The sequence below is a fragment of the Microbacterium sp. NPDC007973 genome (genome assembly GCF_042958465.1).
GTDB classification, from domain to species: Bacteria; Actinomycetota; Actinomycetes; order Actinomycetales; family Microbacteriaceae; genus Microbacterium; species Microbacterium galbum.
Genome location: NZ_JBIBJJ010000004.1, coordinates 549,413 through 571,042, shown reverse-complemented (window position 1 = coordinate 571,042; position 21,630 = coordinate 549,413). Strand labels below are relative to the sequence as shown.

Annotated in this window: 23 protein-coding genes; 17 read left to right on the top strand and 6 right to left on the bottom strand. The window is 70.8% G+C overall.

Annotation, left to right across the window (positions count from 1 at the left end; genetic code table 11):
• Positions 1-78 precede the first annotated feature (78 nt).
• Complete coding sequence (locus ACFZA2_RS15555; RefSeq protein ID WP_391406625.1) at positions 79-705, top strand: TetR/AcrR family transcriptional regulator; 627 nt, start codon at positions 79-81, stop codon at positions 703-705.
• Here ACFZA2_RS15555 and ACFZA2_RS15550 read toward each other — a convergent pair.
• Together ACFZA2_RS15550 and ACFZA2_RS15545 are read right to left on the bottom strand one after the other, a co-directional pair.
• Positions 692-1,687, bottom strand: a complete 996-nt coding sequence (locus ACFZA2_RS15550) for an o-succinylbenzoate synthase (protein ID WP_391406623.1) — start codon at positions 1,685-1,687, stop codon at positions 692-694. The two genes, ACFZA2_RS15555 and ACFZA2_RS15550, sit on opposite strands and share 14 nt — an antisense overlap.
• A gap of 16 nt (positions 1,688-1,703) precedes the next feature.
• Positions 1,704-1,886, bottom strand: a complete 183-nt coding sequence (locus tag ACFZA2_RS15545) for a hypothetical protein (protein ID WP_391406621.1) — start codon at positions 1,884-1,886, stop codon at positions 1,704-1,706.
• Between the two features lie 94 nt (positions 1,887-1,980).
• Between ACFZA2_RS15545 and ACFZA2_RS15540 the strand changes: the two genes are divergently transcribed.
• Positions 1,981-2,778 carry an LLM class F420-dependent oxidoreductase gene (locus ACFZA2_RS15540; RefSeq protein ID WP_391406619.1) on the top strand — a complete coding sequence of 266 codons (798 nt, stop codon included), beginning with the start codon at positions 1,981-1,983 and terminating at the stop codon, positions 2,776-2,778.
• 78 nt (positions 2,779-2,856) lie between these two features.
• On the opposite strand, the gene ACFZA2_RS15535 is transcribed toward ACFZA2_RS15540, so the two are convergent.
• Positions 2,857-3,036 carry a hypothetical protein gene (locus ACFZA2_RS15535; protein ID WP_391406617.1) on the bottom strand — a complete coding sequence of 60 codons (180 nt, stop codon included), beginning with the start codon at positions 3,034-3,036 and terminating at the stop codon, positions 2,857-2,859.
• A 105-nt stretch (positions 3,037-3,141) separates the two neighbouring features.
• Between ACFZA2_RS15535 and ACFZA2_RS15530 the strand changes: the two genes are divergently transcribed.
• The 3 genes from ACFZA2_RS15530 to ACFZA2_RS15520 all read left to right on the top strand — a co-directional run bounded on the left by ACFZA2_RS15530 (position 3,142) and on the right by ACFZA2_RS15520 (position 6,266).
• On the top strand, positions 3,142-4,044 hold the full coding sequence (locus tag ACFZA2_RS15530) for a 1,4-dihydroxy-2-naphthoyl-CoA synthase (RefSeq protein ID WP_391406615.1): 903 nt from the start codon (positions 3,142-3,144) through the stop codon (positions 4,042-4,044).
• A 16-nt stretch (positions 4,045-4,060) separates the two neighbouring features.
• Positions 4,061-5,212: an AMP-binding protein gene (locus ACFZA2_RS15525; protein ID WP_391406613.1), complete on the top strand. Its 1,152-nt coding sequence runs from the start codon at positions 4,061-4,063 to the stop codon at positions 5,210-5,212.
• An 82-nt stretch (positions 5,213-5,294) separates the two neighbouring features.
• Positions 5,295-6,266, top strand: a complete 972-nt coding sequence (locus ACFZA2_RS15520; RefSeq protein WP_366375304.1) for a 1,4-dihydroxy-2-naphthoate polyprenyltransferase — start codon at positions 5,295-5,297, stop codon at positions 6,264-6,266.
• Positions 6,267-6,420: 154 nt separating this feature from the next.
• Here the strand turns inward: ACFZA2_RS15520 and ACFZA2_RS15515 are convergent, their stop codons facing one another.
• The gene (locus ACFZA2_RS15515) at positions 6,421-6,747 is read right to left on the bottom strand and encodes a DUF4229 domain-containing protein (protein WP_391406610.1); all 327 of its coding nucleotides are present in this window, start codon (positions 6,745-6,747) and stop codon (positions 6,421-6,423) included.
• Between the two features lie 108 nt (positions 6,748-6,855).
• Between ACFZA2_RS15515 and ACFZA2_RS15510 the strand changes: the two genes are divergently transcribed.
• The 3 genes from ACFZA2_RS15510 to ACFZA2_RS15500 all read left to right on the top strand — a co-directional run bounded on the left by ACFZA2_RS15510 (position 6,856) and on the right by ACFZA2_RS15500 (position 10,011).
• Complete coding sequence (locus ACFZA2_RS15510) at positions 6,856-7,281, top strand: PLD nuclease N-terminal domain-containing protein (protein ID WP_391406608.1); 426 nt, start codon at positions 6,856-6,858, stop codon at positions 7,279-7,281.
• Positions 7,226-9,070, top strand: a complete 1,845-nt coding sequence (gene menD / locus ACFZA2_RS15505; RefSeq protein ID WP_391406606.1) for a 2-succinyl-5-enolpyruvyl-6-hydroxy-3-cyclohexene-1-carboxylic-acid synthase — start codon at positions 7,226-7,228, stop codon at positions 9,068-9,070. Before ACFZA2_RS15510 ends, menD begins: the two co-directional genes overlap by 56 nt.
• Positions 9,071-9,153: 83 nt before the next feature.
• Entirely contained in the window at positions 9,154-10,011 is an 858-nt protein-coding gene (locus tag ACFZA2_RS15500) for a PPK2 family polyphosphate kinase (protein ID WP_391406605.1), read from the top strand.
• 1 nt (position 10,012) lies between these two features.
• Here ACFZA2_RS15500 and ACFZA2_RS15495 read toward each other — a convergent pair whose 3' ends face one another.
• Positions 10,013-11,227, bottom strand: coding sequence for an isochorismate synthase MenF (locus ACFZA2_RS15495; RefSeq protein ID WP_391406940.1), 1,215 nt, complete (start codon positions 11,225-11,227; stop codon positions 10,013-10,015).
• A 249-nt stretch (positions 11,228-11,476) separates the two neighbouring features.
• Here ACFZA2_RS15495 and ACFZA2_RS15490 point away from each other — a divergent pair, with 249 nt between their 5' ends.
• The 8 genes from ACFZA2_RS15490 (at position 11,477) to ACFZA2_RS15455 (ending at position 19,917) form a co-directional block, all read left to right on the top strand.
• Positions 11,477-12,040: a DUF402 domain-containing protein gene (locus ACFZA2_RS15490; protein WP_391406603.1), complete on the top strand. Its 564-nt coding sequence runs from the start codon at positions 11,477-11,479 to the stop codon at positions 12,038-12,040.
• Between the two features lie 9 nt (positions 12,041-12,049).
• The gene (locus ACFZA2_RS15485) at positions 12,050-12,769 is read left to right on the top strand and encodes a demethylmenaquinone methyltransferase (RefSeq protein WP_391406601.1); all 720 of its coding nucleotides are present in this window, start codon (positions 12,050-12,052) and stop codon (positions 12,767-12,769) included.
• A 62-nt stretch (positions 12,770-12,831) separates the two neighbouring features.
• Positions 12,832-13,893 carry a polyprenyl synthetase family protein gene (locus tag ACFZA2_RS15480; RefSeq protein WP_315995099.1) on the top strand — a complete coding sequence of 354 codons (1,062 nt, stop codon included), beginning with the start codon at positions 12,832-12,834 and terminating at the stop codon, positions 13,891-13,893.
• A gap of 42 nt (positions 13,894-13,935) precedes the next feature.
• Positions 13,936-15,309, top strand: a complete 1,374-nt coding sequence (locus ACFZA2_RS15475) for an FAD-dependent oxidoreductase (RefSeq protein WP_391406598.1) — start codon at positions 13,936-13,938, stop codon at positions 15,307-15,309.
• Positions 15,310-15,555: 246 nt separating this feature from the next.
• Positions 15,556-16,821: an extracellular solute-binding protein gene (locus ACFZA2_RS15470; protein WP_391406596.1), complete on the top strand. Its 1,266-nt coding sequence runs from the start codon at positions 15,556-15,558 to the stop codon at positions 16,819-16,821.
• 26 nt (positions 16,822-16,847) lie between these two features.
• Positions 16,848-17,789 (top strand): carbohydrate ABC transporter permease, encoded by a 942-nt coding sequence (locus ACFZA2_RS15465; RefSeq protein WP_391406938.1) that lies wholly within the window; start codon positions 16,848-16,850, stop codon positions 17,787-17,789.
• Positions 17,789-18,637 carry a carbohydrate ABC transporter permease gene (locus ACFZA2_RS15460; RefSeq protein ID WP_315995096.1) on the top strand — a complete coding sequence of 283 codons (849 nt, stop codon included), beginning with the start codon at positions 17,789-17,791 and terminating at the stop codon, positions 18,635-18,637. The genes ACFZA2_RS15465 and ACFZA2_RS15460 overlap by 1 nt, the downstream gene beginning before the upstream one ends.
• Positions 18,638-18,648: 11 nt before the next feature.
• Positions 18,649-19,917, top strand: a complete 1,269-nt coding sequence (locus ACFZA2_RS15455) for an ABC transporter ATP-binding protein (protein WP_391406593.1) — start codon at positions 18,649-18,651, stop codon at positions 19,915-19,917.
• A gap of 12 nt (positions 19,918-19,929) precedes the next feature.
• Here the strand turns inward: ACFZA2_RS15455 and ACFZA2_RS15450 are convergent, their stop codons facing one another.
• Entirely contained in the window at positions 19,930-20,553 is a 624-nt protein-coding gene (locus ACFZA2_RS15450) for a DUF6518 family protein (protein WP_391406591.1), read from the bottom strand.
• Positions 20,554-20,648: 95 nt separating this feature from the next.
• Here ACFZA2_RS15450 and ACFZA2_RS15445 point away from each other — a divergent pair, with 95 nt between their 5' ends.
• The gene (locus ACFZA2_RS15445; protein WP_391406589.1) at positions 20,649-21,611 is read left to right on the top strand and encodes an alpha/beta hydrolase; all 963 of its coding nucleotides are present in this window, start codon (positions 20,649-20,651) and stop codon (positions 21,609-21,611) included.
• Positions 21,612-21,630 lie beyond the last annotated feature (19 nt).

The following is a 21,630-nucleotide window of genomic DNA, read 5'->3' as shown; positions in this document are numbered from 1 at the left end:
TATCGGATACAACAATGTATCCTAGACCCTCGGGGGTGCTGTCGAACCTGGATGTCACCCGAGAACAGGAGGCCTCGGATGACCGATTCCGCGCCCGCGACGACGCGCCGCCGCGAGAACACACGTGTCCGTCTCATGGATGCCGCAGCCGAGATGTTCGCCGAGGTCGGCATCGACGGGGCGTCGGTCGAGGCCATCTGCGAGCGTGCCGGCTTCACCCGCGGCGCGTTCTACTCCAACTTCGGGTCGAAGGAGGAGCTCTTCCTGGCCCTGTGCGCGCGATCGGCGGAGACGACGATCGCGGCGGTACGCGCGCGCGTCACCTCGATCGAGAGTCGCGGCCTCGAAGACGCCGGCGACGTGCGGCAGCTCGTCCAGGAGGTGCTCGAGGCCACCGGCGAAGACCGGCTGGACGTCCTTCTCGGGGCCGAAACGCGCCTCCAGGCGCTGCGCAACCCGGGTTTCGCCGAGGCCTACCTGGCTCTCAACCAGGGCCTGGGGGAGAGCGTCACCCAGCTGGTCCGTGACATCGCCGCAGCGCGGCGACTCTCGCTCCGCGTTCCCGCGGACGTGGCCACCGATCTTCTGCTGTCGGTATGGATTTCGACGTCCGAAACAGCGCTGCTCACTCGTCAGGCGCCGTCGGAGTCGCGGTCCGGTCTGGCGGACCGCCTGTCACAGGTGGTCGGCCTCATCCTCGAGTGAGCAGGTCGTGGCAGCGGCCGAGGCGCGCCAGCCACCAGTCGCGCCGTTCGTCGTCGGCGGCCACGCGGTCGAGGTCGGCGCCGGTGGGGCGCGGGCGCTCGAGGGAGAGCACCCCGCCACGGGCCACGAGGGGGGATGCCACCACGTCAGCCGCGAACAGCGACGCGGTGCCCAGCCCGCAGTCGTAGGGGAGCGCGGGCAGCGATGCCGCAAGGGCGGCGCCCATCGACAGCCCGATCGAGGTGTCGAGCGCACTGGAGACGACGACGGGGAGTCCCGCCTGCCTCACGATCTCGCGCGCCGCGTGGACACCGCCGAGGGGCTGCGCCTTGATGACGAGCAGATCCGCCGCGCCGCTGCGCGCCACGCGGAGCGGGTCCGCCGCCTTGCGGACGCTTTCATCGGCGGCGATCGGGATGTCGAGGTAGGCGATGCGCTCCCGCAGCTGCGCGAGCTCATCGATCTCGGCGCACGGCTGTTCGACGTATTCCAGGTCGAACTCGGCCAGGGCGTGCACGGCCCGTTCCGCCTCGTCGACGTTCCACGCCGCGTTCGCGTCGATGCGCACACGCCCCTCCGGGCCCATGCTCTCGCGCACCGCGCGGACCCGCGCGACGTCGTCGGCGAGGGTCTGCCCGGCCTCGGCCACCTTCACCTTGACCGTCCGGCATCCGTCGTATCGGGCGAGGAGCCCGGCGACCTCGGATGCCGCGACCGCGGGCATCGTCGCGTTCACTCCGACGCCGTCGCGGACCGGGGCGGGGGAGGCCGTCCACCCGTAGTCGACGGCCGCGGCGAGCCAGGTCGCGGCCTCGGTGTCTCCGTACTCGACGAAGGGCGAGAACTCCGTCCACCCCTCCGGCCCCTCGAACACGACCGCTTCGCGGACCAGGATGCCGCGGAACCGGGCGGCGAGGGGAAGCGACACCACCCGCGCGGTGGCGAGGATGTCGGCGAGCGGGGGGAGGGCGACGGTGCTCATTCCCTCATCATGGTGCTCAGCGGTGGTTCGGAGCCGGGGGCCCGCCGGGGAGGAATTTCTGCCGTTCGTCACTGTACGACGCTGACAGGTTGCGCTGGTGGTCGAGCGACTCCATCGCCCCCTCGGATTCCGCCCGCGTGCGTCGCGGGCCGAACAGGTAGTCGCGCATCCGCGCGAGGATCGACACCTTCTTCGTCATGATGACTCCGATCGTCGTGAACCCTCCACGCTACGTGCGGTCGCCCGCGAGGTCCACCCGTCTCGGCGCCCGGCAGCGGGCATAGGCTGACGCCATGCTCTTCGACACCCCCGTCCGGCTCGGCGTCCAGATCCAGCCGCAGCACGTGCAGTACTCCGACATCCGCGACGCCGTCCTCCGTCTCGAAGAGATGGGCGTCGACGTCCTGTTCAACTGGGACCACTTCTTCCCGCTCTACGGCGATCCCGACGGCGAGCACTTCGAGGCGTGGACGATGCTGGCCGCGTGGGCCGAGCAGACGGAGCGCGTCGAGTTCAGCGCTCTCGTCAACTGCAACAGCTACCGCAACGCCGACCTGCAGGCCGACATGGCCCGCACCGTCGACCACATCAGCAAGAAGGGCGGCGACACCGGTCGCTTCATCTTCGGCACCGGTTCCGGCTGGTTCCAGCGCGACTACGACGAGTACGGGTACGAGTTCGGCACCGCGGGCTCGCGCCTCAACGCTCTCGCGAGCGACCTCGACCGCATCGCCGACCGATGGAGCAAGCTCAACCCCGCACCCACCCGCGAGATCCCCGTCATGATCGGCGGCAAGGGCGAGCAGAAGACCCTCCGCATGGTCGCCCGTCATGCCCAGATCTGGCACAGTTTCGTCACGCCCGACGAACTGCCCCACAAGTTCGACGTCATTCAGAAGTGGGCCGAGACCGAGCAGCGCGACCTGTCCGACCTCGTCGTCTCGAACGAGCTCAAGGACCGCGACGAGGACGTCGCCGACGCGCTCTTCGACGCCGGAACACGCCTGTTCACGCTCGGCTTCTCGGGTCCCGAATGGGACTACTCGCTCGTCGAGCGCTGGTTGCGCTGGCGCGACGCGAAGAACGCGTGACCGCGGGCGCCCCGATCTCTGAGGGTGCCCCACGACGACAATGGCGCCCCGATTCGATCGGGGCGCCGCTGTCGTCGTTCACGGCTTGAACTGCGCTCCGCCGGACGTGCCCGTCCAGTTCTTCACGGCCTCGCCGGCGTAGTACGCCGTCTCGCTCTGATGGTTCATCGAGCGCCGTGCATCCTCGGACTGGTCGTGTGAGGGGGCACCCAAGAAGTATTCGCGGATGCGGCCCAGAATCGACACCTTCTTCGTCATGTTGACTCCGATCGTCGGGGTGCTCAGGCTACGGCGCTTCGCGGGGTCCGTCCACAGGTGGGCGCCCGCCGGTCCGTGCGGGGCGCCCGCGCGTAGGCTGAAACCGTGACCGTCTCCGAGCTCTTCGACCCCGCGGAATGGACCCTGGCGCCCGGCGCCGAGGGGTACACCGACATCACCGCCCACGTCACCCACGATGGCCGCGTCGCGCGCATCGCGTTCGATCGCCCGGAGGTGCGCAACGCCTTCCGTCCGCACACCGTCGACGAGCTGTACCGCGCCCTCGACATCGCGCGGCAGGACCACCGGATCGGCGTCGTCCTGCTGACGGGCAACGGCCCGAGCCCGAAAGACGGCGGGTGGGCGTTCTGCTCCGGGGGCGATCAGCGCATCCGGGGGCGCGACGGCTACAAGTACTCGCACGAGGAGCACGTCGTGCACGACCCGGGCCGCGCCGGCCGCCTGCACATCCTCGAGGTCCAGCGCCTCATCCGGTTCATGCCGAAGGTCGTCATCGCCGTCGTCCCCGGGTGGGCGGCCGGTGGCGGCCACTCGCTCAACGTCGTCTGCGACCTGTCCATCGCCAGCCGCGAGCACGGTCGGTTCAAGCAGACGGATGCCGATGTCGGCTCGTTCGACGCCGGGTACGGCTCCGCCTACTTCGCGCGCCAGATCGGTCAGAAGTTCGCGCGGGAGATCTTCTTCCTCGCCGAGGAGTACTCCGCCGAGCGGGCGTACGAGATGGGCGCGGTCAACCGAGTCGTCGCGCACGCCGATCTCGAACGCGAAGCGCTGTCGATGGCCCGCACGATCCTGACGAAGTCGCCCACCGCGATCCGCATGCTCAAGTACGCCTTCAACGCCGTCGACGACGGGCTCGTCGGCCAGCAGCTGTTCGCCGGAGAGGCGACCCGTCTCGCGTACGGCACCGACGAGGCCGTCGAGGGGCGCGACTCCTTCCTCGAGAAGCGCGAGCCCGACTGGTCCGACGTGCCGTGGCACTACTGATGGCTCGGACCCGCCCGTGAGGCTCGAGCCGCCGGCATCCACGGATCCGCGCGACGTGCTGCGGGCGCTGAGGGCGGCCGTCGTCGGAGCGGGTCCCGCCGTCGCCCTGGGCGGCGGTGCGCTGCCCGATGACGTGCCAGCCGGAACCGCCATCGTCGTGACGACCTCGGGCTCGACCGGTGTGCCGAAGTCGGTCGTGATCAGCCGGAACGCCCTCATCGCGAGCGCCTACGCGACCGCGGCGCGCATCGGGGAGGGGGCGTGGCTGCTGGCCGTGCCGGCGACCTACGTCGCGGGCGTGCAGGTTCTTGTGCGCGCCCTGCTGGCCGATCGCGAGCCCGCGGTCGTCGCGGGGCCCTTCCGCCCCGAGCCGTTCACCGCGGCGGCCCGCGGAATGGCGTCGCACGACAACGGCGCCCGCGTGCCGACCTACACCTCCCTCGTCCCCGCGCAGCTGCAGCGGTTGGTGGATGCCGCGGACGCCGATTCGACGGTGGCCGAGGCGCTGCGCTCGTTCGAGGCGATCCTCATCGGCGGTCAGGCCCTCGCGCCGTCGGTGGCGGCGCGTGCGGAGGCCCTCGGCGCCCGGATCGTGCGCACCTACGGCTCGAGCGAGACGAGCGGCGGCTGCGTCTACGACGGCGTGCCGCTCGACGGGGTCGGGATGACGGTCGTCGACAGTGAGGTGCTCCTGTCGGGACCCACGCTCGCGGAGGGTTATCTCGGCGACCCCGGGCGCACGGCATCCGTCTTTCCCGTCGGCGCCGACGGCACCCGCTGGTACCGCACGGGCGACGGGGGCGAGATCGTCGACGGCGTGCTGAGCGTGACCGGTCGGCTCGACAACGTCGTCGTCTCGGGCGGGGTGAACGTCTCCCTCGACCGGGTGGAGGCGGCGGTGCGAGCCATCGCGGGGCTCGAGGAGGCGGTGGTCGTCCCGATCCCGGATGCCGAGTGGGGACAGGGGTCCGCCGTCGTGGTCCCGGGCATCCCACCGGCCGCGGAGGCCGCGGTCCTCGAGCGCATCCGCGCGGTGGTGGGTTCGTCGATGGGGGCACCGGCGCGTCCGGCGCGGGTCGTCTCGATCGCCGAGCTCCCGACGCTGTCGTCGGGAAAGCCTGACCGAGCGGCGCTGCGCGCCGCGCTCGCGCTCGACTCGCGGGCATGAGCGCGACCCGCGGGCGAGATCGTACGGGCACGGGCACGACCCGCGGACAGGGACACGACCGGCGGGCATAGGATTGCCCTCCGTGGCAGCACCCTCTCGCAAGCGTTCGCACCCCGCCAAGAAGCGTCGCCCCGGCGGCAACCCGCAGAAGGCGAAGGCGGGTGCGCCGCAGGCCACCGCCCCGGCCACGGCGCGCGACTGGATCGCGGCCGCCCGCCTGCGGACCCTTCCGCTCGCCATCACCCCCGTGTTGATCGGAACGGGAGCGGCGACGCTCGTCGACGAGCGGCTCCACTGGGTGATCGCGCTCGCCTGTCTGGCGGTCGCGTTCGCCCTGCAGATCGGCGTCAACTACGCCAACGACTATTCCGACGGCATCCGGGGGACCGACGACGTGCGCGTGGGGCCCGGACGCCTCACCGGGGGCCGGAAGGCGAAGCCGCGCACGGTGCTGATCGTCGCGCTCGCGTTCTTCGCGCTCGCCGCCGTCATCGGGCTGGCGCTGGTCGTACGCACGGGACAGTGGTGGCTGCTCGCGGTCGGGGCCGTCTGCATCGTCGCCGCGTGGTTCTACACGGGGGGCAAGCGCCCCTACGGCTACAACGCGATGGGCGAGCTCTTCGTCTTCGTGTTCTTCGGCCTCGTCGCCACCCTCGGCACGACGTGGCTGCAGGTGCAGGCGCTACCGCAGGAAGCATGGTTCGGCGCGGTCGCCGCGGGTCTGCTCGCGTGCGCCGTGCTGCTGGCCAACAACCTGCGCGACATCGATCAGGACCGCCTCGCCGGAAAGCGCACGCTGTCGGTGCTGATCGGCCGGCGTCCCACCCAGGTGCTGTTCACGCTCTTCGTGCTCGTCCCGTTCGCGATCGCCGTGTTCCTGGCGTTCGTGTACCCGATCGCCTGGCTGACCCTCATCGCGTTGCTCGGCGGCCTGGCCGCGATCCTCATCGTGTGGACGTACCGCACACCCCGGGAGCTCATCACGGCGCTGCAGGTGACGAGCTTCACGTCCGTCGCCTACGGCGCGCTGCTCTTTTGGGCGTTCGCCGGCTGATCCGGACCCCGCGGGGGTCCGACCGCCCCTTGCGGAGGGGCGCCGTGATCTGCGTCGCCCCGCCGTCGGTCGAGCGCGCCGGTCGGACCGGATGACGGGAGGGGTGCGGCCGCCCGGCCGGGGTTCCCGTGCGACCGAGCCGGCCAGTGGGAGCTCAGTCCGCGGCGGGCCGTTGCTCGCGGTCGACGTCGACGCGTGCGGCATCGACCACCGCGTCTTCGGCATCGGCGTCGGAGTCCGCACCGGAGCGGCGCCCTGTCGTCGTGCTGCGCTGCGCGCGGCGCTCGGCGAGTCCGCCGGTGACCTTCTCGAGGGGGCGGCGGAGGAACAGCAGCGAGAGGCTGAAGCCGATGAGGGCCGCGAAGATCGCCGCGAGCCACGGGAGCTCCTGGAACACGGGGAACAGCAGCAGGATGCCGAGCGGCACGAGGAACGCGAGCAATCGCAGCACCGTGTAGACGAGGGCCGAACGTGCGCGCATTCGCCCATTCTACGGCGGCGGCCTTCGCCTCCTTCCCGGGTCGTTCGACGGTGGGGGATGAGGAGGAGCTCCGGGCCCTCGTCCAGCCGACGCACGTAGAATCGGTCCATGGCACGGCTGCTTCTCATCCTGGCGTTCGTGGCGGTCCTGTTCTGGGTCTACACGATCGTCGACTGCGCTGTGCAACCCCCCTCGCGTCACCGCGGGGTGAGCAAGCCGGCGTGGATGGCCATCGTCATCCTGCTGCCGGTGCTCGGCGGCATCCTGTGGTTCCTCATCGGTCGTGGACGGGCGACTCAGACGGTCGTGCGTCGCGCCCCCGACGACGATCCAGAGTTCCTCGGGCGCATGACCGCCTCGGCGCGCGCCGAGCAGGACGAGCGCATCCGACGTCTCGAGGAGGAGCTCGCCCAGCTCGACGCCGACGCCGACGAACCGCCGCGCCCGCCCCGCACGACCGACCCGGGTGACACTCCCGATGGCGGCAAGCCCGGCGACGACGACACCCGCGGCCAGCGCGGCACCGTCGGCTGAGCCGCTCGTGACCTCGCCGAACGATCGGTCCGCCGCGCCCTCGACGGATGCGGCCGCCGCGCTGCTCGCCGGTCTCGTCTCCCGTGGCGTGCGGCACATCGTGGTCAGCCCCGGCTCGCGCTCGCAGGCTCTCGCCCTCGTCGCCGCCGAGCTCGAGCGCGCAGGCCTCGTCGAGCTGCACGTGCGCATCGACGAGCGCGTCGCCGGCTTCACCGCGCTGGGCATCGGTCGAGAGACCGGGATGCCGGCGGTCGTCGTCTGCACGTCCGGCACCGCCGTGGCCAATCTCGTGCCGGCGGCCCTCGAGGCCCACCACGCCGGCGTGCCGCTGCTGCTGCTGACCGCCGACCGCCCTCCGGAGCTGCGCGGGGTCGGGGCCAATCAGACCACCCGGCAGCCGGGTCTCTTCCGCTCGGCGACCCGGTTCGAGGCCGACCTCGCCGTCCCCGAGGCGGTCGATCACACCGGGGACGGCGAGCAGAGCGCAGCCCTCGACCAGATCGCGGCCGAAGCGCTCGCCGCCTCTCTCGGCGAGGGAGCGCGTGCCGCCGGTCCGGTGCACCTCAACGTGCCCTTCCGCGAGCCCCTCGCCGGCGCCGCCCCGTCGTGGCTCGCCGCGCGGGCGGCATCCCCTTCATGCGATGAGGTCGTGGCGACCGAGGATGCCGACGTGTCCGGCGCTCTATACCAAGGGGGCGGCGGCATCGGCGTCGCCGACGTCGCGCCCGAGACCGAGGCGGCGCACCCCGTGCCCTCCGGCCCCCGCACCATCGTGGTCGCGGGAGCCGACGCCGGTCCCGCCGCCGAGCAGTTCGCGCACGACGGCGGTCTCCCGCTCGTCGCCGAGATCGTCAGCGGCGCGCGATTCGGCCGCCACGTGGTGCACGGCTACCGCGCTCTGCTGCGCGATCCCGCCCTCGGCGGGCGGATCGAGCGCGTCGTGGTGTTCGGTCGCCCGACGCTCAGCCGCGAGGTGACCCGGCTGCTCATGCGCGACGACGTCGAGATCCTCGCGGTGCGCGGACCGGGCGAGCCCGTGAACCTGAACGGCGCGACCGTCGCGGTCGATGCCGTGCGACCGGCGGGCACCGGCGATCGGGCGTGGCTCGGCGAGTGGATGCGCGCTTCGCGCGACGCCGCCGTCGACCTGTCGCCGCCCGCTCCGGACGCCGAGGGGCTGGCATCCGTCGTCCCGTCGGAGCGGCTCGGGGCGATCAACGCCGAGGTCGGCGTGATGCGGGCGCCCGTGGATCGGGCCGCCCTCGTCGACGCGCTGTGGCGGGCCACCTGGCCGCACGACCGTCTGGTGTTCGGCTCGTCGCGCATCGTCCGCGTGGCCGATGAGCTGCTCGGCGGCAAGAAGGTGACCGTGCACTCCAATCGCGGCCTTGCGGGCATCGACGGCACGATCGCCACCGCGACGGGCGTCGCCCTCGCCAGCCAGGTCGACGAGAGACCGGGCGTCACGCGCCTGCTGCTGGGCGACCTCGCCTTCCTGCACGACATGGGCGCGCTGCTGCTGCCGCCGGGGGAGCAGGAGCCGCGCCTGCAGGTCGTGGTCGGCAACGACGGAGGCGGCACGATCTTCGACGGCCTCGAGGTGGCATCCGTCGCCGGCGACGATGCGATGACGCGCGTGCAGTACACCCCCCAGACCGCGCGTCTCGAGCAGCTCGCCCTCGCCTTCGGGTGGGAATACCACCGCTGCACCACCCGCGTCGCTCTCGATCAGGTGCTGACGGCCCCGAGCGGGGGTCGACAGCTCATCGAGGTGCCTCTGTCGCGCTGACTCGTCGCGCGGGTGCGTCTCCCGCGGCGAGCCCTCGCGTCAACCGGTGGCATCGATCCCGGATGCCACGGCACCATGTCGGGATGAGCAGAAGCCAGAGATGGTCCACGCCCGCCGCCGACGCCCTGCGCGTCGACCCGGGGTTCCGCCTCGCCGACATCGACACGCGGTCGACGCCCGGCTACGACGGAGACAAGGACGACGGCAAGGCCGATCTCGATGCCGGCCGGGAGCCGCTGGAGGACCTGCAGGAGCGACTCTTCGCGCAGAGCGTGGCCGGAACGGCCACGGGGTCGGTGCTGCTGGTGCTGCAGGCGATGGACACCGCGGGCAAGGGCGGGATCGTGCGCCACGTCGTCGGCGCTGTCGACCCGCAAGGTGTCGAGCTCGCGTCGTTCAAGAAGCCCACGGCCGAGGAGCTCGCGCACGACTTCCTGTGGCGCATCGAGAAGCGCCTGCCGGACGCCGGTCGCATCGGGGTCTTCGATCGCTCGCACTACGAGGACGTGCTGATCGGACGCGTGCGCTCCCTCGCGCCGGCGGATGAGATCGACCGCCGCTACGGCGCCATCGTCGCCTTCGAGGCGCAGGCGGCCGAGATGGGCATCCGGGTGGTCAAGGTCATGCTGCACATCTCGAAGGACGAGCAGCGCGAGCGCCTGGCGAAGCGGCTCGAGCGCCCCGACAAGCACTGGAAGTACAACCCCTCCGATGTCGACGAGCGCGAGCTCTGGGACGACTACATGGATGCCTATCAGGTCGCCATCGAGCGCACGTCGACACCGGTCGCGCCGTGGCACGTCGTCCCGGCCGACCGCAAGTGGTACGCCCGCCTCGCCGTGCAGCAGCTGCTGATCGACGCGTTGGTCGACATCGATCCGCAGTGGCCCGCGGCCGACTACGACGTCGAGGTGGAGCGCCGGCGTCTCGCCGAGTCCTGACTCAGGCCAGAGCCTCGACGATGGGACGGAATTTCACGCGCGTCTCCAGCAGCTCCGACTCCGGGACGCTGTCGGCCACGATGCCCGCCCCCGCGTAGGCGGTGATCGGCGCGGTGGGCGACGACGGAGCCGCGCGGTCGATCTGGGCGCAGCGCAGCGCGATCGCCCACTCGCCGTCCCCCGAAGCCCCCGTCCAGCCGACCGCTCCGGCGTACCGGCCGCGGTCGAAGGGCTCGAGGCGGCGGATGACTTCCATCGCCGCGGTCGTCGGCGTTCCCGCGACGGCCGCGGTGGGGTGCAGCACAGAGAGCAGATCGAGCGACGAGGCGTCTTCGCTCAGCACCCCCTCCACGTCGGTGGCGAGGTGCCACACGTTCGGGAGCTTGAGGGTGAAGGGCTGCTCCTCGGCCGCGAGCGAGGACGTGTGGGGCGCGAGCGCCTTGAGCACGCTCTGCACCGCGAAGCGGTGCTCGTCCTGGTCCTTCGTGCTCCGCGTGAGACCGACGGATGCCGCGACGTCGGCGTCGGCGTCGCCTCCGCGCGCGACAGTCCCGGCGAGCACGCGTGCGGTCACGGTGCCCTTCGACACGGTCACCAGCGTCTCCGGGCTCGCGCCGATGAGACCGTCGACGGCGAACACCCAGCAGTCGGGGTAGCCCTCGAGCAGCGACCTCACCAGGCGGCGGAGGTCGGATCCGGCGGGCACCGTCCCCGCGATGTCGCGGGCCAGCACGACCTTGGCCACCTCGCGGGCGCCGATCGCCTCGATCGCCTGGCGGACGGCATCCTGATATTTCTCGGCCGTCTGCCGACCGGGGCCCAGGGTCGCCGACCAGTGCGGGCCGAAGGGGGAGCGCGGCGGAAGCTCGGGTTCGGGCTCGTCGGGCGTGTCGTCGAAAGCGAGGCGCGTGACCCACGCGCGGCCGCTGTGGCGCCCGACGATGGTCCCCGGCACGCGGAGCACGTTCTCGCGCTCGGACTGCGGGTCGAAGACGAAGGATCCGAAGGCGACGAGTCCGGTGCCCGGCAGCTGCACGGGATCGTCGATCTCGGCGGCCGCCGCGATCGCGCGCCAGCGCTCGGAGATGGTCGCGTCGCCCGGCTGCGCGCCGGTGTAGCGCAGCGTCAGCAGGTCGCCGAAGGCGGCCAGCGATTCGCCGCGACGGCTCCAGAACAGTGGGTCGTACGGCGTCGTGTACGCCAGCACGTCGTCCATCGGGGCCAGCTCTCGTGTCACCACGCGCAGGCGCGGCACGACGTCATCCGCGGGTTCGAGCACGTCTTTCAGCGTAGACCCGCGCTCTTCGCCCCGGCGGTGCGCGGTCTCCGGATGCTACGGCGTCGAGGGGACGCGGCCGAGATGGTCGCGCCGGCGGGTGTCCGCCGCCCCGGACGGAGATGTCGTGCGCCGAGGCTCGCGTGGGGACCAGAGCCCGGCGCCGCGGTCCGATTTAGACTCCGGAACATGGATAACCGTCCCGCTCCCGGCACCCGCCTGCTCTTCGAATGGCGCAAGTGGGACGGTTCGCCGCACTGGGTGCAGGACAGCGTGTACCTCGGCTCCGACGAATGGGGCGAGTGGTTCGGTCAGCAGGTGGGCTGGCGCAGCGCTCGACCGGGAGCGGAGTTCGTGTGCCGGCAGCCGAACGTGACCCTCGTTCCCGCGAGCGGGGATTGGGCCTTCACGCACAACGCCGACCCCCACCCGGTCGCCGTCTACATCGACCTCGCGTGGGACGTGCGCTGGCACGACGACGGTGTGCCCCGGGGCATCGACATGGACCTCGACGTGGTGCGCCGCACCGACGAACGCGGCACCTGGATCGACGACCGCGACGAGTGGGACGAGCACCGCGTGCGCTACGGCTACCCCCTCGACATCGTGGAGCACCTGGATGCCACGGCGAACGACCTCGAGCGACGCGTGCGCGATCGCGAGGCGCCGTTCTCCGACGACGTCACGGGTCCCTGGCTGGAACGCCTGGCGGCGCTGGCAACCCCCGGCGACGACGCCCCGGCGCGCGCCTAGACTCGACGGGTGAGCAGCGACCCCAACCGCGCCGACCTCGGCAAAGACCCGCAGCGCGTGAGCGGCATGTTCGACCAGGTCGCCGCAGCCTACGACCGCACCAATTCGGTCCTGAGCCTCGGCAACGACCGCCTGTGGCGCGTGGCCGTCCTGCGGGCCGTGGCGCCGAAGAGCGGGGAGCGCATCCTCGACCTCGCGGCCGGGACCGGCACTTCGTCGATGGCGTTCGTGCCCAGTGGGGCCCACGTGGTCGCGGCCGACTTCTCGAAGGGCATGATCGCCGAGGGGCGTCGTCGTCACGGCGACGTCCCGAACCTGGAGTTCGTGCAGGCGGATGCCACCGACCTGCCGTTCGAAGACGGCGAGTTCGACGCGGTGACGATGTCGTTCGGTCTGCGCAACGTCAACGACCCCCGTCGCGCCCTCCGGGAGCTCCGCCGGGTGACCCGCCCCGGCGGCCGCATCGTCGTGTGCGAGTTCTCGCACCCGCCGTCTCGCGCGTTCAACGGTCTCTACCGCTTCTACAACGACCGGGTCCTCCCCGTCGTGGCCAAGGCCGTGAGCAGCAACGCCGAGGCCTACGACTACCTCAACGAGTCGATCCGCGACTGGCCCGACCAGCCCACCCTGGCGCGCTGGATGCGCGACTCGGGATGGGAGGACGTCGCCTACCGCAACCTGTCCTTCGGGATCGTGGCGCTGCACCGCGGCATCCGCCCGGCCGCCTAGGGCCCTGTCAACCGTCGAGATACCCGCGGCGGCCTCCGGCTGCGCCAGGATAGGCTGAAATCGTGACCCCGAGACCGTCTGCGGCCAGCACCCGCCTGTCGGGAAAGCTGGGCCTGAGCGACCGCATCTTCGCCGGCCTGCGTTCTCGCACCCTCCTCTCCACCGTGGAGGCCGGACTGGCGCGCGTCGAGAGCGAGCTCGAGGGCGAGGTGCGCAGCGCCGACAAGCTCGCGGACGTCACCGCCCGCTACCTCTACGAGGCCGGCGGGAAGAGGGTCCGGCCGATGCTCGCGATCCTCACGGCGCAGCTCGGTCAGGGCACGACCAAGGAGGTCGTCGAGGTCGCCACGGCCCTCGAGCTGACCCACCTCGGCTCGCTGTACCACGACGACGTCATGGACGGTGCCGACAAGCGCCGCGGTGTGCCCAGCGCTCAGACGGTGTGGGGCAACAACATCGCCATCCTCACCGGCGATCTGCTCTTCGCCCGCGCGAGCCAGCTGATGGCCCGCCGCGGCGAGCGGGCGATCCAGCTGCAGGCCGACACGTTCGAGCGTCTCGTGCTCGGGCAGATGCACGAGACCGTCGGCCCGCAGGACGGCGACGAGCCCGTCGACTTCTACCTGCAGGTGCTCGCCGACAAGACGGGGTCGCTCATCGCGGCTGCCGCGCAGTCGGGAATCATCTACTCCGGTGCTCCCGAGGAGTTCGAGGAGCCCATGGTCGTCTTCGGTGAGAAGGCGGGCGTCGCCTTCCAGCTGCTCGACGACGTCATCGACCTCTCGCCCGACCCGTCCGAGACGGGCAAGGTGCCCGGCACCGACCTGCGTGCGGGCGTGCCGACGATGCCGTACCTGCTTCTCGGACATCGCTCCGACGCGGCATCCACCGATCTGCGCGCGCGCATCGACGACGGCCAGGAGCGCATCGCCGCGGGCGCCGACCCGTCGATCCTCGACGGGGCGCTCGCCGAATTGCGCGACCACGAGACCACGCATGAGACCCTGGCTCTCGCGCACCGCTGGTCGCAGGAGGCCATCGACGCTCTCGCGCCGCTGCCCGACGGTGCCGTGCGCGAGGCGCTGACGCGCTTCGCCCGCGCCGTGGCCGACCGCTCGGCCTGACCCTTTTCCCCCACCCCCCCCGATCGCGATCGAGAGGAACCCATGACGAAGCTGCGCCTCGCCATCGTCGGAGCCGGCCCCGCCGGCATCTACGCCGCGGACATCCTGCTGAAGGCCGAGCGTCAGTTCGACGTGTCGATCGACCTGTTCGAGCAGCTCCCCGCGCCCTACGGCCTGGTCCGCTACGGCGTGGCCCCCGATCACCCGCGCATCAAGGGCGTCATCACCGCCCTGCGCGAGGTGCTCGACCGCGGCGACATCCGCATCTTCGGCAACGTCCGCTTCGGCGAGGACATCACCCTCGACGACCTCAAGAAGCACTACAACGCCGTGATCTTCTCGACCGGCGCGATCCGCGACGCCGACCTCGACATCCCCGGCATCGACGCGGAGGGCTCCTACGGCGCCGCCGACTTCGTCAGCTGGTTCGACGGGCACCCCGACGTGCCGCGCGAGTGGCCCCTCGAGGCGGAGTCGGTCGCGGTGATCGGCAACGGCAACGTCGCCCTCGACATCACGCGCATGCTCGCCAAGCACGCCGACGACCTGCTGCCCACCGAGGTGCCCGACAACGTCTATCAGGGACTCAAGGCCTCGCCCGTCACCGACGTGCACGTCTTCGGTCGCCGCGGCCCCGCGCAGGTGAAGTTCACCCCCCTGGAGCTGCGCGAACTCGGCGAGCTGCGCGACGTCGACATGGTCGTCTACGACGAGGACTTCGACTACGACGAGGCGTCGAAGACCGCGATCGAGACGAACAAGCAGGTCAAGGTCATCGACCGGGTGCTGCAGCAGTGGCGCACCCGCCCGGGCGTCAACAACGCCGGGGGAGAGGCCTCGCGCCGCCTGCACCTGCACTTCTGGGCCAAGCCCCTCGAGGTCGTGAAGGACGCCGAGGGTCGCGTCGCCGCCCTGCGGTACGAGCGCACCCGGCCCGACGCCGAGGGCGGGGTCGTCGGCACCGGCGAGATCCGCGAGGTCCCGATCCAGGCGATCTACCGCGCGGTCGGCTACTTCGGTTCGCCGCTGAAGGACATCCCGTTCGACGAGCTGCGCGGCGTCATCCCCAACCACGAGGGCCAGGTGCTCTCCGCCGACTCGAATTCCCGGATGCCGGGTCTGTACGCCACCGGCTGGATCAAGCGCGGCCCCGTCGGTCTCATCGGACACACCAAGTCGGATGCCATGGAGACGGTGCGCCACGTCATCAACGACCAGGGTGACTGGTGGCGCCCCGAGCACCCCGAGGAGGAGTCGATCCCGGCCCTGCTCGCGGAGCGCGGCGTGCGCTGGACCGACCTCGACGGCTGGCACCGCCTCGATGAGCATGAGATGGCCCTCGGCGCCCCGCACGAGCGTGCGCGCATCAAGGTCGTGCCCCGTGACGAGATGATCGCGATCTCGCGCGGCGAGTAACCCGCGTGTGCGAAGAGCCGCCCCGTCGTCGCGACGTGGGCGGCTCTTCCGCGTCCGGGCTCAGCCGCGCCGGCGCGGCCGCAGGAGCGCGCGACCGCCGTCCCTTCGCACCGGCGGAGCGGCTCCTCGCGAATATCATCCGCCCCTCACGGGGGCAAGCCTGAGGCTGTGAAGATCCTTTGCTCGGCAGGATGGAGCCCACGACGAGGGGGCCGTCCGGTTCCCGCACCGAGGCGAGGGGGCCGGATGCGAAACCTGAAACGGATCGTGGCCGGGGCTTCGGCGCTGGCCCTCGCGGGCACTCTCGGGGCCTGCTCCGCCGGTGACGGGGTGCCCACCCTCACCTGGTACATCAACCCCGACGACGGCGGTCAGGCCGAGATCGCGGCATCCTGCACCGAGGCCGCCGACGGGGCGTACCGCATCGAGACCTCGCTGCTGCCGCGCGATGCCGCCTCGCAGCGCGAGCAGCTCGCCCGCCGTCTGGCCGCGAGTGACCGGTCGCTCGACATCATGAGCCTCGACCCGCCGTTCATCCCCGAGCTCGCCGAGCCCGGCTTCCTCGCCCCCGTGCCCGACGACCTGCAGAACACCGACGGCATCGTCGAAGGGGCGGTGCAGTCGGCCAGCTGGAACGGCGAGCTGGTGACGGTGCCCTTCTGGGCGAACACGCAGCTGCTCTGGTACCGCAAGTCGGTCGCCGAGGCCGCGGGCCTCGACATGACGCAGCCCGTGACCTGGGACCAGATCATCCAGGCCGCCGAGGACCAGAACAAGCAGCTGGGCGTGCAGGGCGCCCTCGCCGAGTCGCTCACGGTCTGGATCAACGCCCTTGTCGCGTCGGGCGGAGGGAAGATCCTCGAGGACCCCGAGGCGAAGCCCGACGAGATGCAGCTCGGACTCGAGTCCGACGCGGGCAAGAAGGCCGCCGAGATCATCGGGCGCATCGGCTCCTCGGGGCTGGGTGGCGCGGGGCTGCCGACCGCGGACGAGAACGCGAGCATGAACCTCTTCCAGGGCGACAACGGCTCGTTCATGGTCAACTGGCCCTTCGTCTACCCGGCCATGCAGGGGGCCGCTCCCGAGGTCGTCGACGACCTCGGCTGGGCGGTGTACCCCCGAGTGGATGCCGGGACCCCGGCCGCCCCTCCCGTCGGCGGCATCAACCTCGGCGTCGGGGCGTACAGCGAGCACGTCGACCTCGCCTGGCAGGCCGTGCAGTGCATCGTGACCCCGGAGAATCAGGCGCAGTACTTCGTCACCAACGGCAACCCGCCCTCCAACCTCGCCGCGTACGACGACGCCGAGGTGAACGAGAAGTTCCCGATGGCATCCACGATCGCGGAGTCCCTGCAGCTGGGGGCGCCCCGACCGCAGACGCCCTACTACAACGAGATCTCCATCGGACTGCAGCGCACGTGGCATCCGCCGAACGCCGTCACCCCCGATACGACGCCGCAGACGTCGACCGACTTCATCCTCGCGGTGCTCAGAGGGGAGCGACTGCTGTGACTGCCGAGATCGCTGCGGCCGGCAAGATCCGGGCCGACAAGGAATCGGGCGCGAAGCCCAAGAAGCGCCGCTCCGACCGCGCGCGGGCGGAGGCGCGCCTCGGCTGGATGCTCGCGGGTCCCGCCTTCGGCATCATGCTCCTGGTCACGCTGTATCCGATCGTGCAGGCGCTGTGGGATTCGCTGTTCAGCCTGCGCCTCACCGCGCCCGACGACCGCGAGTTCATCTGGTTCCGCAACTACCAGGTCATCCTCGGCGACCCGGCCTTCTGGCAGTCGATGGGCGTGACGCTGTTCATCACCGTCGTCACGGTGCTGCTCGAACTGATCATCGGGTTCGGGTTCGCGCTCGTCATGCACCGCGCGATCAAGAAGCTCCGCGGCTTCGCCCGCACGGCGATCCTCGTGCCCTACGGCATCATCACCGTCGTCTCGGCCTTCGCGTTCTTCTACGCCTTCGACATCAACTCCGGCGGGTACGTCAACAGCTGGCTGTCGTGGATCCCCGGGTTCGACGAGAACCTCAACTGGTTCGCTTACCAGGGCACCTCGCTCACGGTCATCATCCTCAGCGAGGTGTGGAAGACCACGCCCTTCATCTCTCTCCTGCTGCTGTCGGGTCTCGCACAGGTGCCCGGCGACCTCGAGGAAGCTGCGAAGGTCGACGGGGCCACCGGCTGGGAGGTGCTGCGCCGCGTCATCCTGCCGAACATGAAGGCCGCGATCATGGTCGCCGTGCTCTTCCGCACGCTCGAGGCGTTCCGCATCTTCGACAACATCTTCATCATGACCGCCGGGGCGAACGACACCGAGGCGCTGTCGCTGCTGGCCTACAACACCTCGATCGGGCGCCTCGAGATCGGACTCGGCTCGGCGATCTCGGTGCTGCTGTTCCTCAGCGTCCTCATCATCGCCGGCATCTTCATCAAGGGATTCAAAGTCGACCTGTCGGCGGGGAGGAACGGCTGATGCGCGCAATGACCTGGCCCCAGCGGATCATGTGGCTCGTGATCATCGCGGCCGTGCTCGTCTGGTCGCTCTTCCCGGTCTTCTCGATCGCGATGACGTCTTTCAAGACCCAGGCGGGCCTGTTCTCGGGGACGCTCCTCCCGCAGGAGTGGACGCTCGACAACTACGCCACGATCCTCGCCCCGGGCGGCAGCGCGCAGGACCTGTTCCTCCCGGCCCTGCGCAACTCGATCGGCATCTCGCTCATCGCGACCTTTATCGCCGTGGTGCTCGCGACCCTCTGCGCCTACGCGATCGCGCGGCTGGACTTCCCCGGCAAGCGCATCATCCTCACCACGGCGCTCGCGGTCTCGGTGTTCCCGATCGTGTCGATCGTCACGCCGCTGTTCAACCTGTGGCGCGTGATCGGCCTGTACGACACGTGGCTCGGCCTGATCATCCCGTACCTGTCGCTCACGCTGCCCATCTCGATCTGGACGCTCGCCGCGTTCTTCCGTCAGATCCCGTGGGAGCTCGAGCAGGCTGCACAGGTCGACGGCGCCACGCCGTTCGAGGCGTTCCGCAAAACGGTCGTCCCGCTGGCTGCTCCCGGGGTCTTCACCACTGCGATCATCGCCTTCTTCATCGCGTGGAACGACTTCGTCTACGGCATCTCGCTCACCTCGACGGATGCCGCCCGCCCGGTGCCCGCGGCCCTGTCGTTCTTCACCGGGGCCTCGCAGTTCGAGGAACCCACCGGCGCGATCTCGGCGGCGGCCATCGTCGTCACCATCCCCATCGTCATCGTCGTCGTGATCTTCCAGCGCCGGATCGTGTCCGGTCTCACGCAGGGCGCCGTCAAAGGCTAAGGAGCGAGTCCATGGCATCCATCACTCTCAACAGGATCGTCAAGACGTACGACGACGGCTTCACCGCGGTCAAGGGCGTCGATCTCGACATCGCCGACGGGGAGTTCGTGATCCTCGTCGGGCCGTCGGGCTGCGGAAAGTCGACGCTGCTGCGCATGATCGTCGGTCTCGAGGACATCTCCGACGGAGAGCTCAAGATCGCCGATGAGGTCGTCAACGACAAAGCGCCGAAGGACCGCAACCTCGCGATGGTCTTCCAGAACTACGCGCTGTATCCGCACCTCACGGTCTACGAGAACATCGCGTTCCCGATGCGTCTGAAGTCGAGCGACCTCGACGACAAGGAGATCGACGCGCGGGTGCGCCGCGCCTCGAAACTGCTGGAACTCGACGAGCACCTCGAGCGCAAGCCCGCGAACCTGTCCGGCGGTCAGCGACAGCGCGTGGCGATGGGGCGCGCGATCGTGCGCAACGCCAGCGCGTTCCTCTTCGACGAACCGCTGTCGAACCTCGACGCGAAGCTGCGCGGGCAGATGCGCACCGAGATCGCGCGGTTGCAGCGCTCGCTCGGCATCACGACCGTCTACGTCACGCACGACCAGACGGAGGCCATGACCCTCGGCGACCGGGTCGCGGTGCTGCGCCGCGGTGAGCTGCAGCAGGTCGCGAGCCCCCGCGGGCTCTACGACCAGCCGGTGAACCTCTTCGTCGCGGGCTTCATCGGGTCGCCGCCCATGAATTTTCTCAGCGGCACGGTCGACGGCGACGTGCTGCGCCTGCCCATCGCCGACGTGCCGCTCGACGACCGGCTGCGCAAAGCGGTCGAGGGCCGCGACCTCGTCATTGTCGGGGTGCGTCCCGACGCCTTCGAAGATGCGGATGCCACGGAGCGCGACCTCGCGGGTGGGATCACCGCCGAGCTCGACATCGAGATGACGGAATGGCTCGGCGAGGTGCTCTACGCCTACGTGCCGTACGAGACCGACGCCACCGTGAAGGAGAAGCTGTCGGAGCTCGACCGCGACCTCGACGGCGAGAGCCTGCGGACCGAACTCGTCGTGGCCCTGGATGCCATGAGCTCCATCCGCGCGGGAGACGCGGCGCGCCTGTGGTTCTCGCCGGGCTCTCTGCACCTGTTTGACCCGGAGACGGGCGTGAACCTCACGCGCGACGAGGCGAAGGCCGAGAAGCTCGAGGAGGACGCCCGGGCCGCACGCAAGCGTGCGCTGGAGCGGGCCAAGGAACGGGCGTCGCGCGAGGAGGCCTCGGCGTCGAGCTGACCGTCCCGGTCCTCAGCCGGCGGAGCCGAGCTGCCCCAGCCAGAGGTAGAAGGCGATGAACGCCGCCGCACCGCCGAGCGCGAGGACGACGCCGACGACCGCGGGCACGATCCGGTGTCGCGCGGCATGCACGGCGGCGGTCATCAGCGCGAGCCCGGCCACGATCTGCACCACCCAGTACACCGGGCTCGTCGAGGCGGCGACGACCGTGAGGCCGTACACCCCTTCGCCGATCAGCACCGCGCCGACGGGCGCGGCAGCGAACGGCTTCCACGCGGCGGCACCTCCGCGCAGGAGGGATGCCGAGAGTCCGACCACGGGCCCGGCGAAGACTCCGATGACCGTGAAGGTGTCCTGGAACGGTTCGGCGTAGTAGAAACCGCGCCAGCCCGAAACGATCCGGTAGCCCTCGATCAGCAGCACGAACGACACGATGCCCAGCGCCGCGGCCACCGGCGGACGCGCGCGCGTCAGCCAGACCAGACCGAACGCGAGCATCGTCCAGCCGCCGGCCGAGTTGGCGAACGACACGAGGGCGGCGGGGAGCACGGTCTGGCCGACGCTCGTCAGTCCACCGAGGACGAGCGAGGCGGCGGCGACGGAGAGAACGGGGACGAACCAGTGGCGGGGGTGCACGTCCCCACGCTGGGAAGACCCGGCCGTCCGCGCGTCCACCGACAGAGGGCGCTGCGTCATCCTCGAGGCGGATATCGCCGCCGTAGGCTGAGGCGATGGGCGAGTGGCATCCGGACGTCCTCGGCGAGGGCTTCGAGCAGCGTTCTCTCCCGCTGCGACCCGACGACGAGGGGGAGGTCGTCGCCACCCTCGTGCGCTCACGTCCTCACCCGGGCGCGCGCTTGTTCGGGGAGTGGCGCGACGTCGACGTGCTGTACGTGCACGGGTGGTCGGACTATTTCTTCCAGACCGACCTCGCGCACTTCTTCACCGATCGCGGCGCGCGGTTCCACGCCCTCGACCTGCGCAAGTACGGTCGCAGCCTCCGGCCCGGTCGGACGCCCGGCTACACCGTGTCGCTCGACGTCTACGACGCCGACATCGCCGCGGCCCTCGATGCGATGGGCACCGCCGGCGAGGGGCGTCGCCTCGTGCTGCTCGGGCACAGCACGGGCGGCCTCACCCTCACGCTGTGGGCGGCGCGACACCCGGGAGTGGCCGATCTGCTTGTGCTGAACAGCCCGTGGCTCGAGCTGCAGCTGGGCCCGCTCGGGCGTCAAGCGCTCGCGCCGATCGTGAACGTCCGCGCCCGGCTCGACCCGCTCGGCACCCATCCGGTCGTCGATCTGGGGTTCTACACCCGCGCTCAGCGGGAGATCGGGACGCTGCCCGACGCCCCCGACGGATGGCGTCCGGCGCAGGGCTTCCCCACCCACCCCGGCTGGCTCGCGGCGATCATCGCGGGGCACGCGCGGGTGGCATCCGGGGTCGACGTCGGGTGCCCGGCCCTCGTGCTGCTGTCGAAGCGGTCGACCTCGGCGCTCAGCTGGAGCGACGCGATGCTCTCGAGCGACTCGGTGCTCGTCGTCGACGACATCGCGCGAGCGGCCACCCGCATCTCGGCGACCGTGACCCTCGCCCGCATCGACGGGGCGCTGCACGACGTGTTCCTGTCGGCGCCCGCGGCGCGGGATGCCGCGTACGCAGCGCTGCGGAGGGGGATGACGGGTCTAGCGTAGAACGCGATCCAAGGAGCAC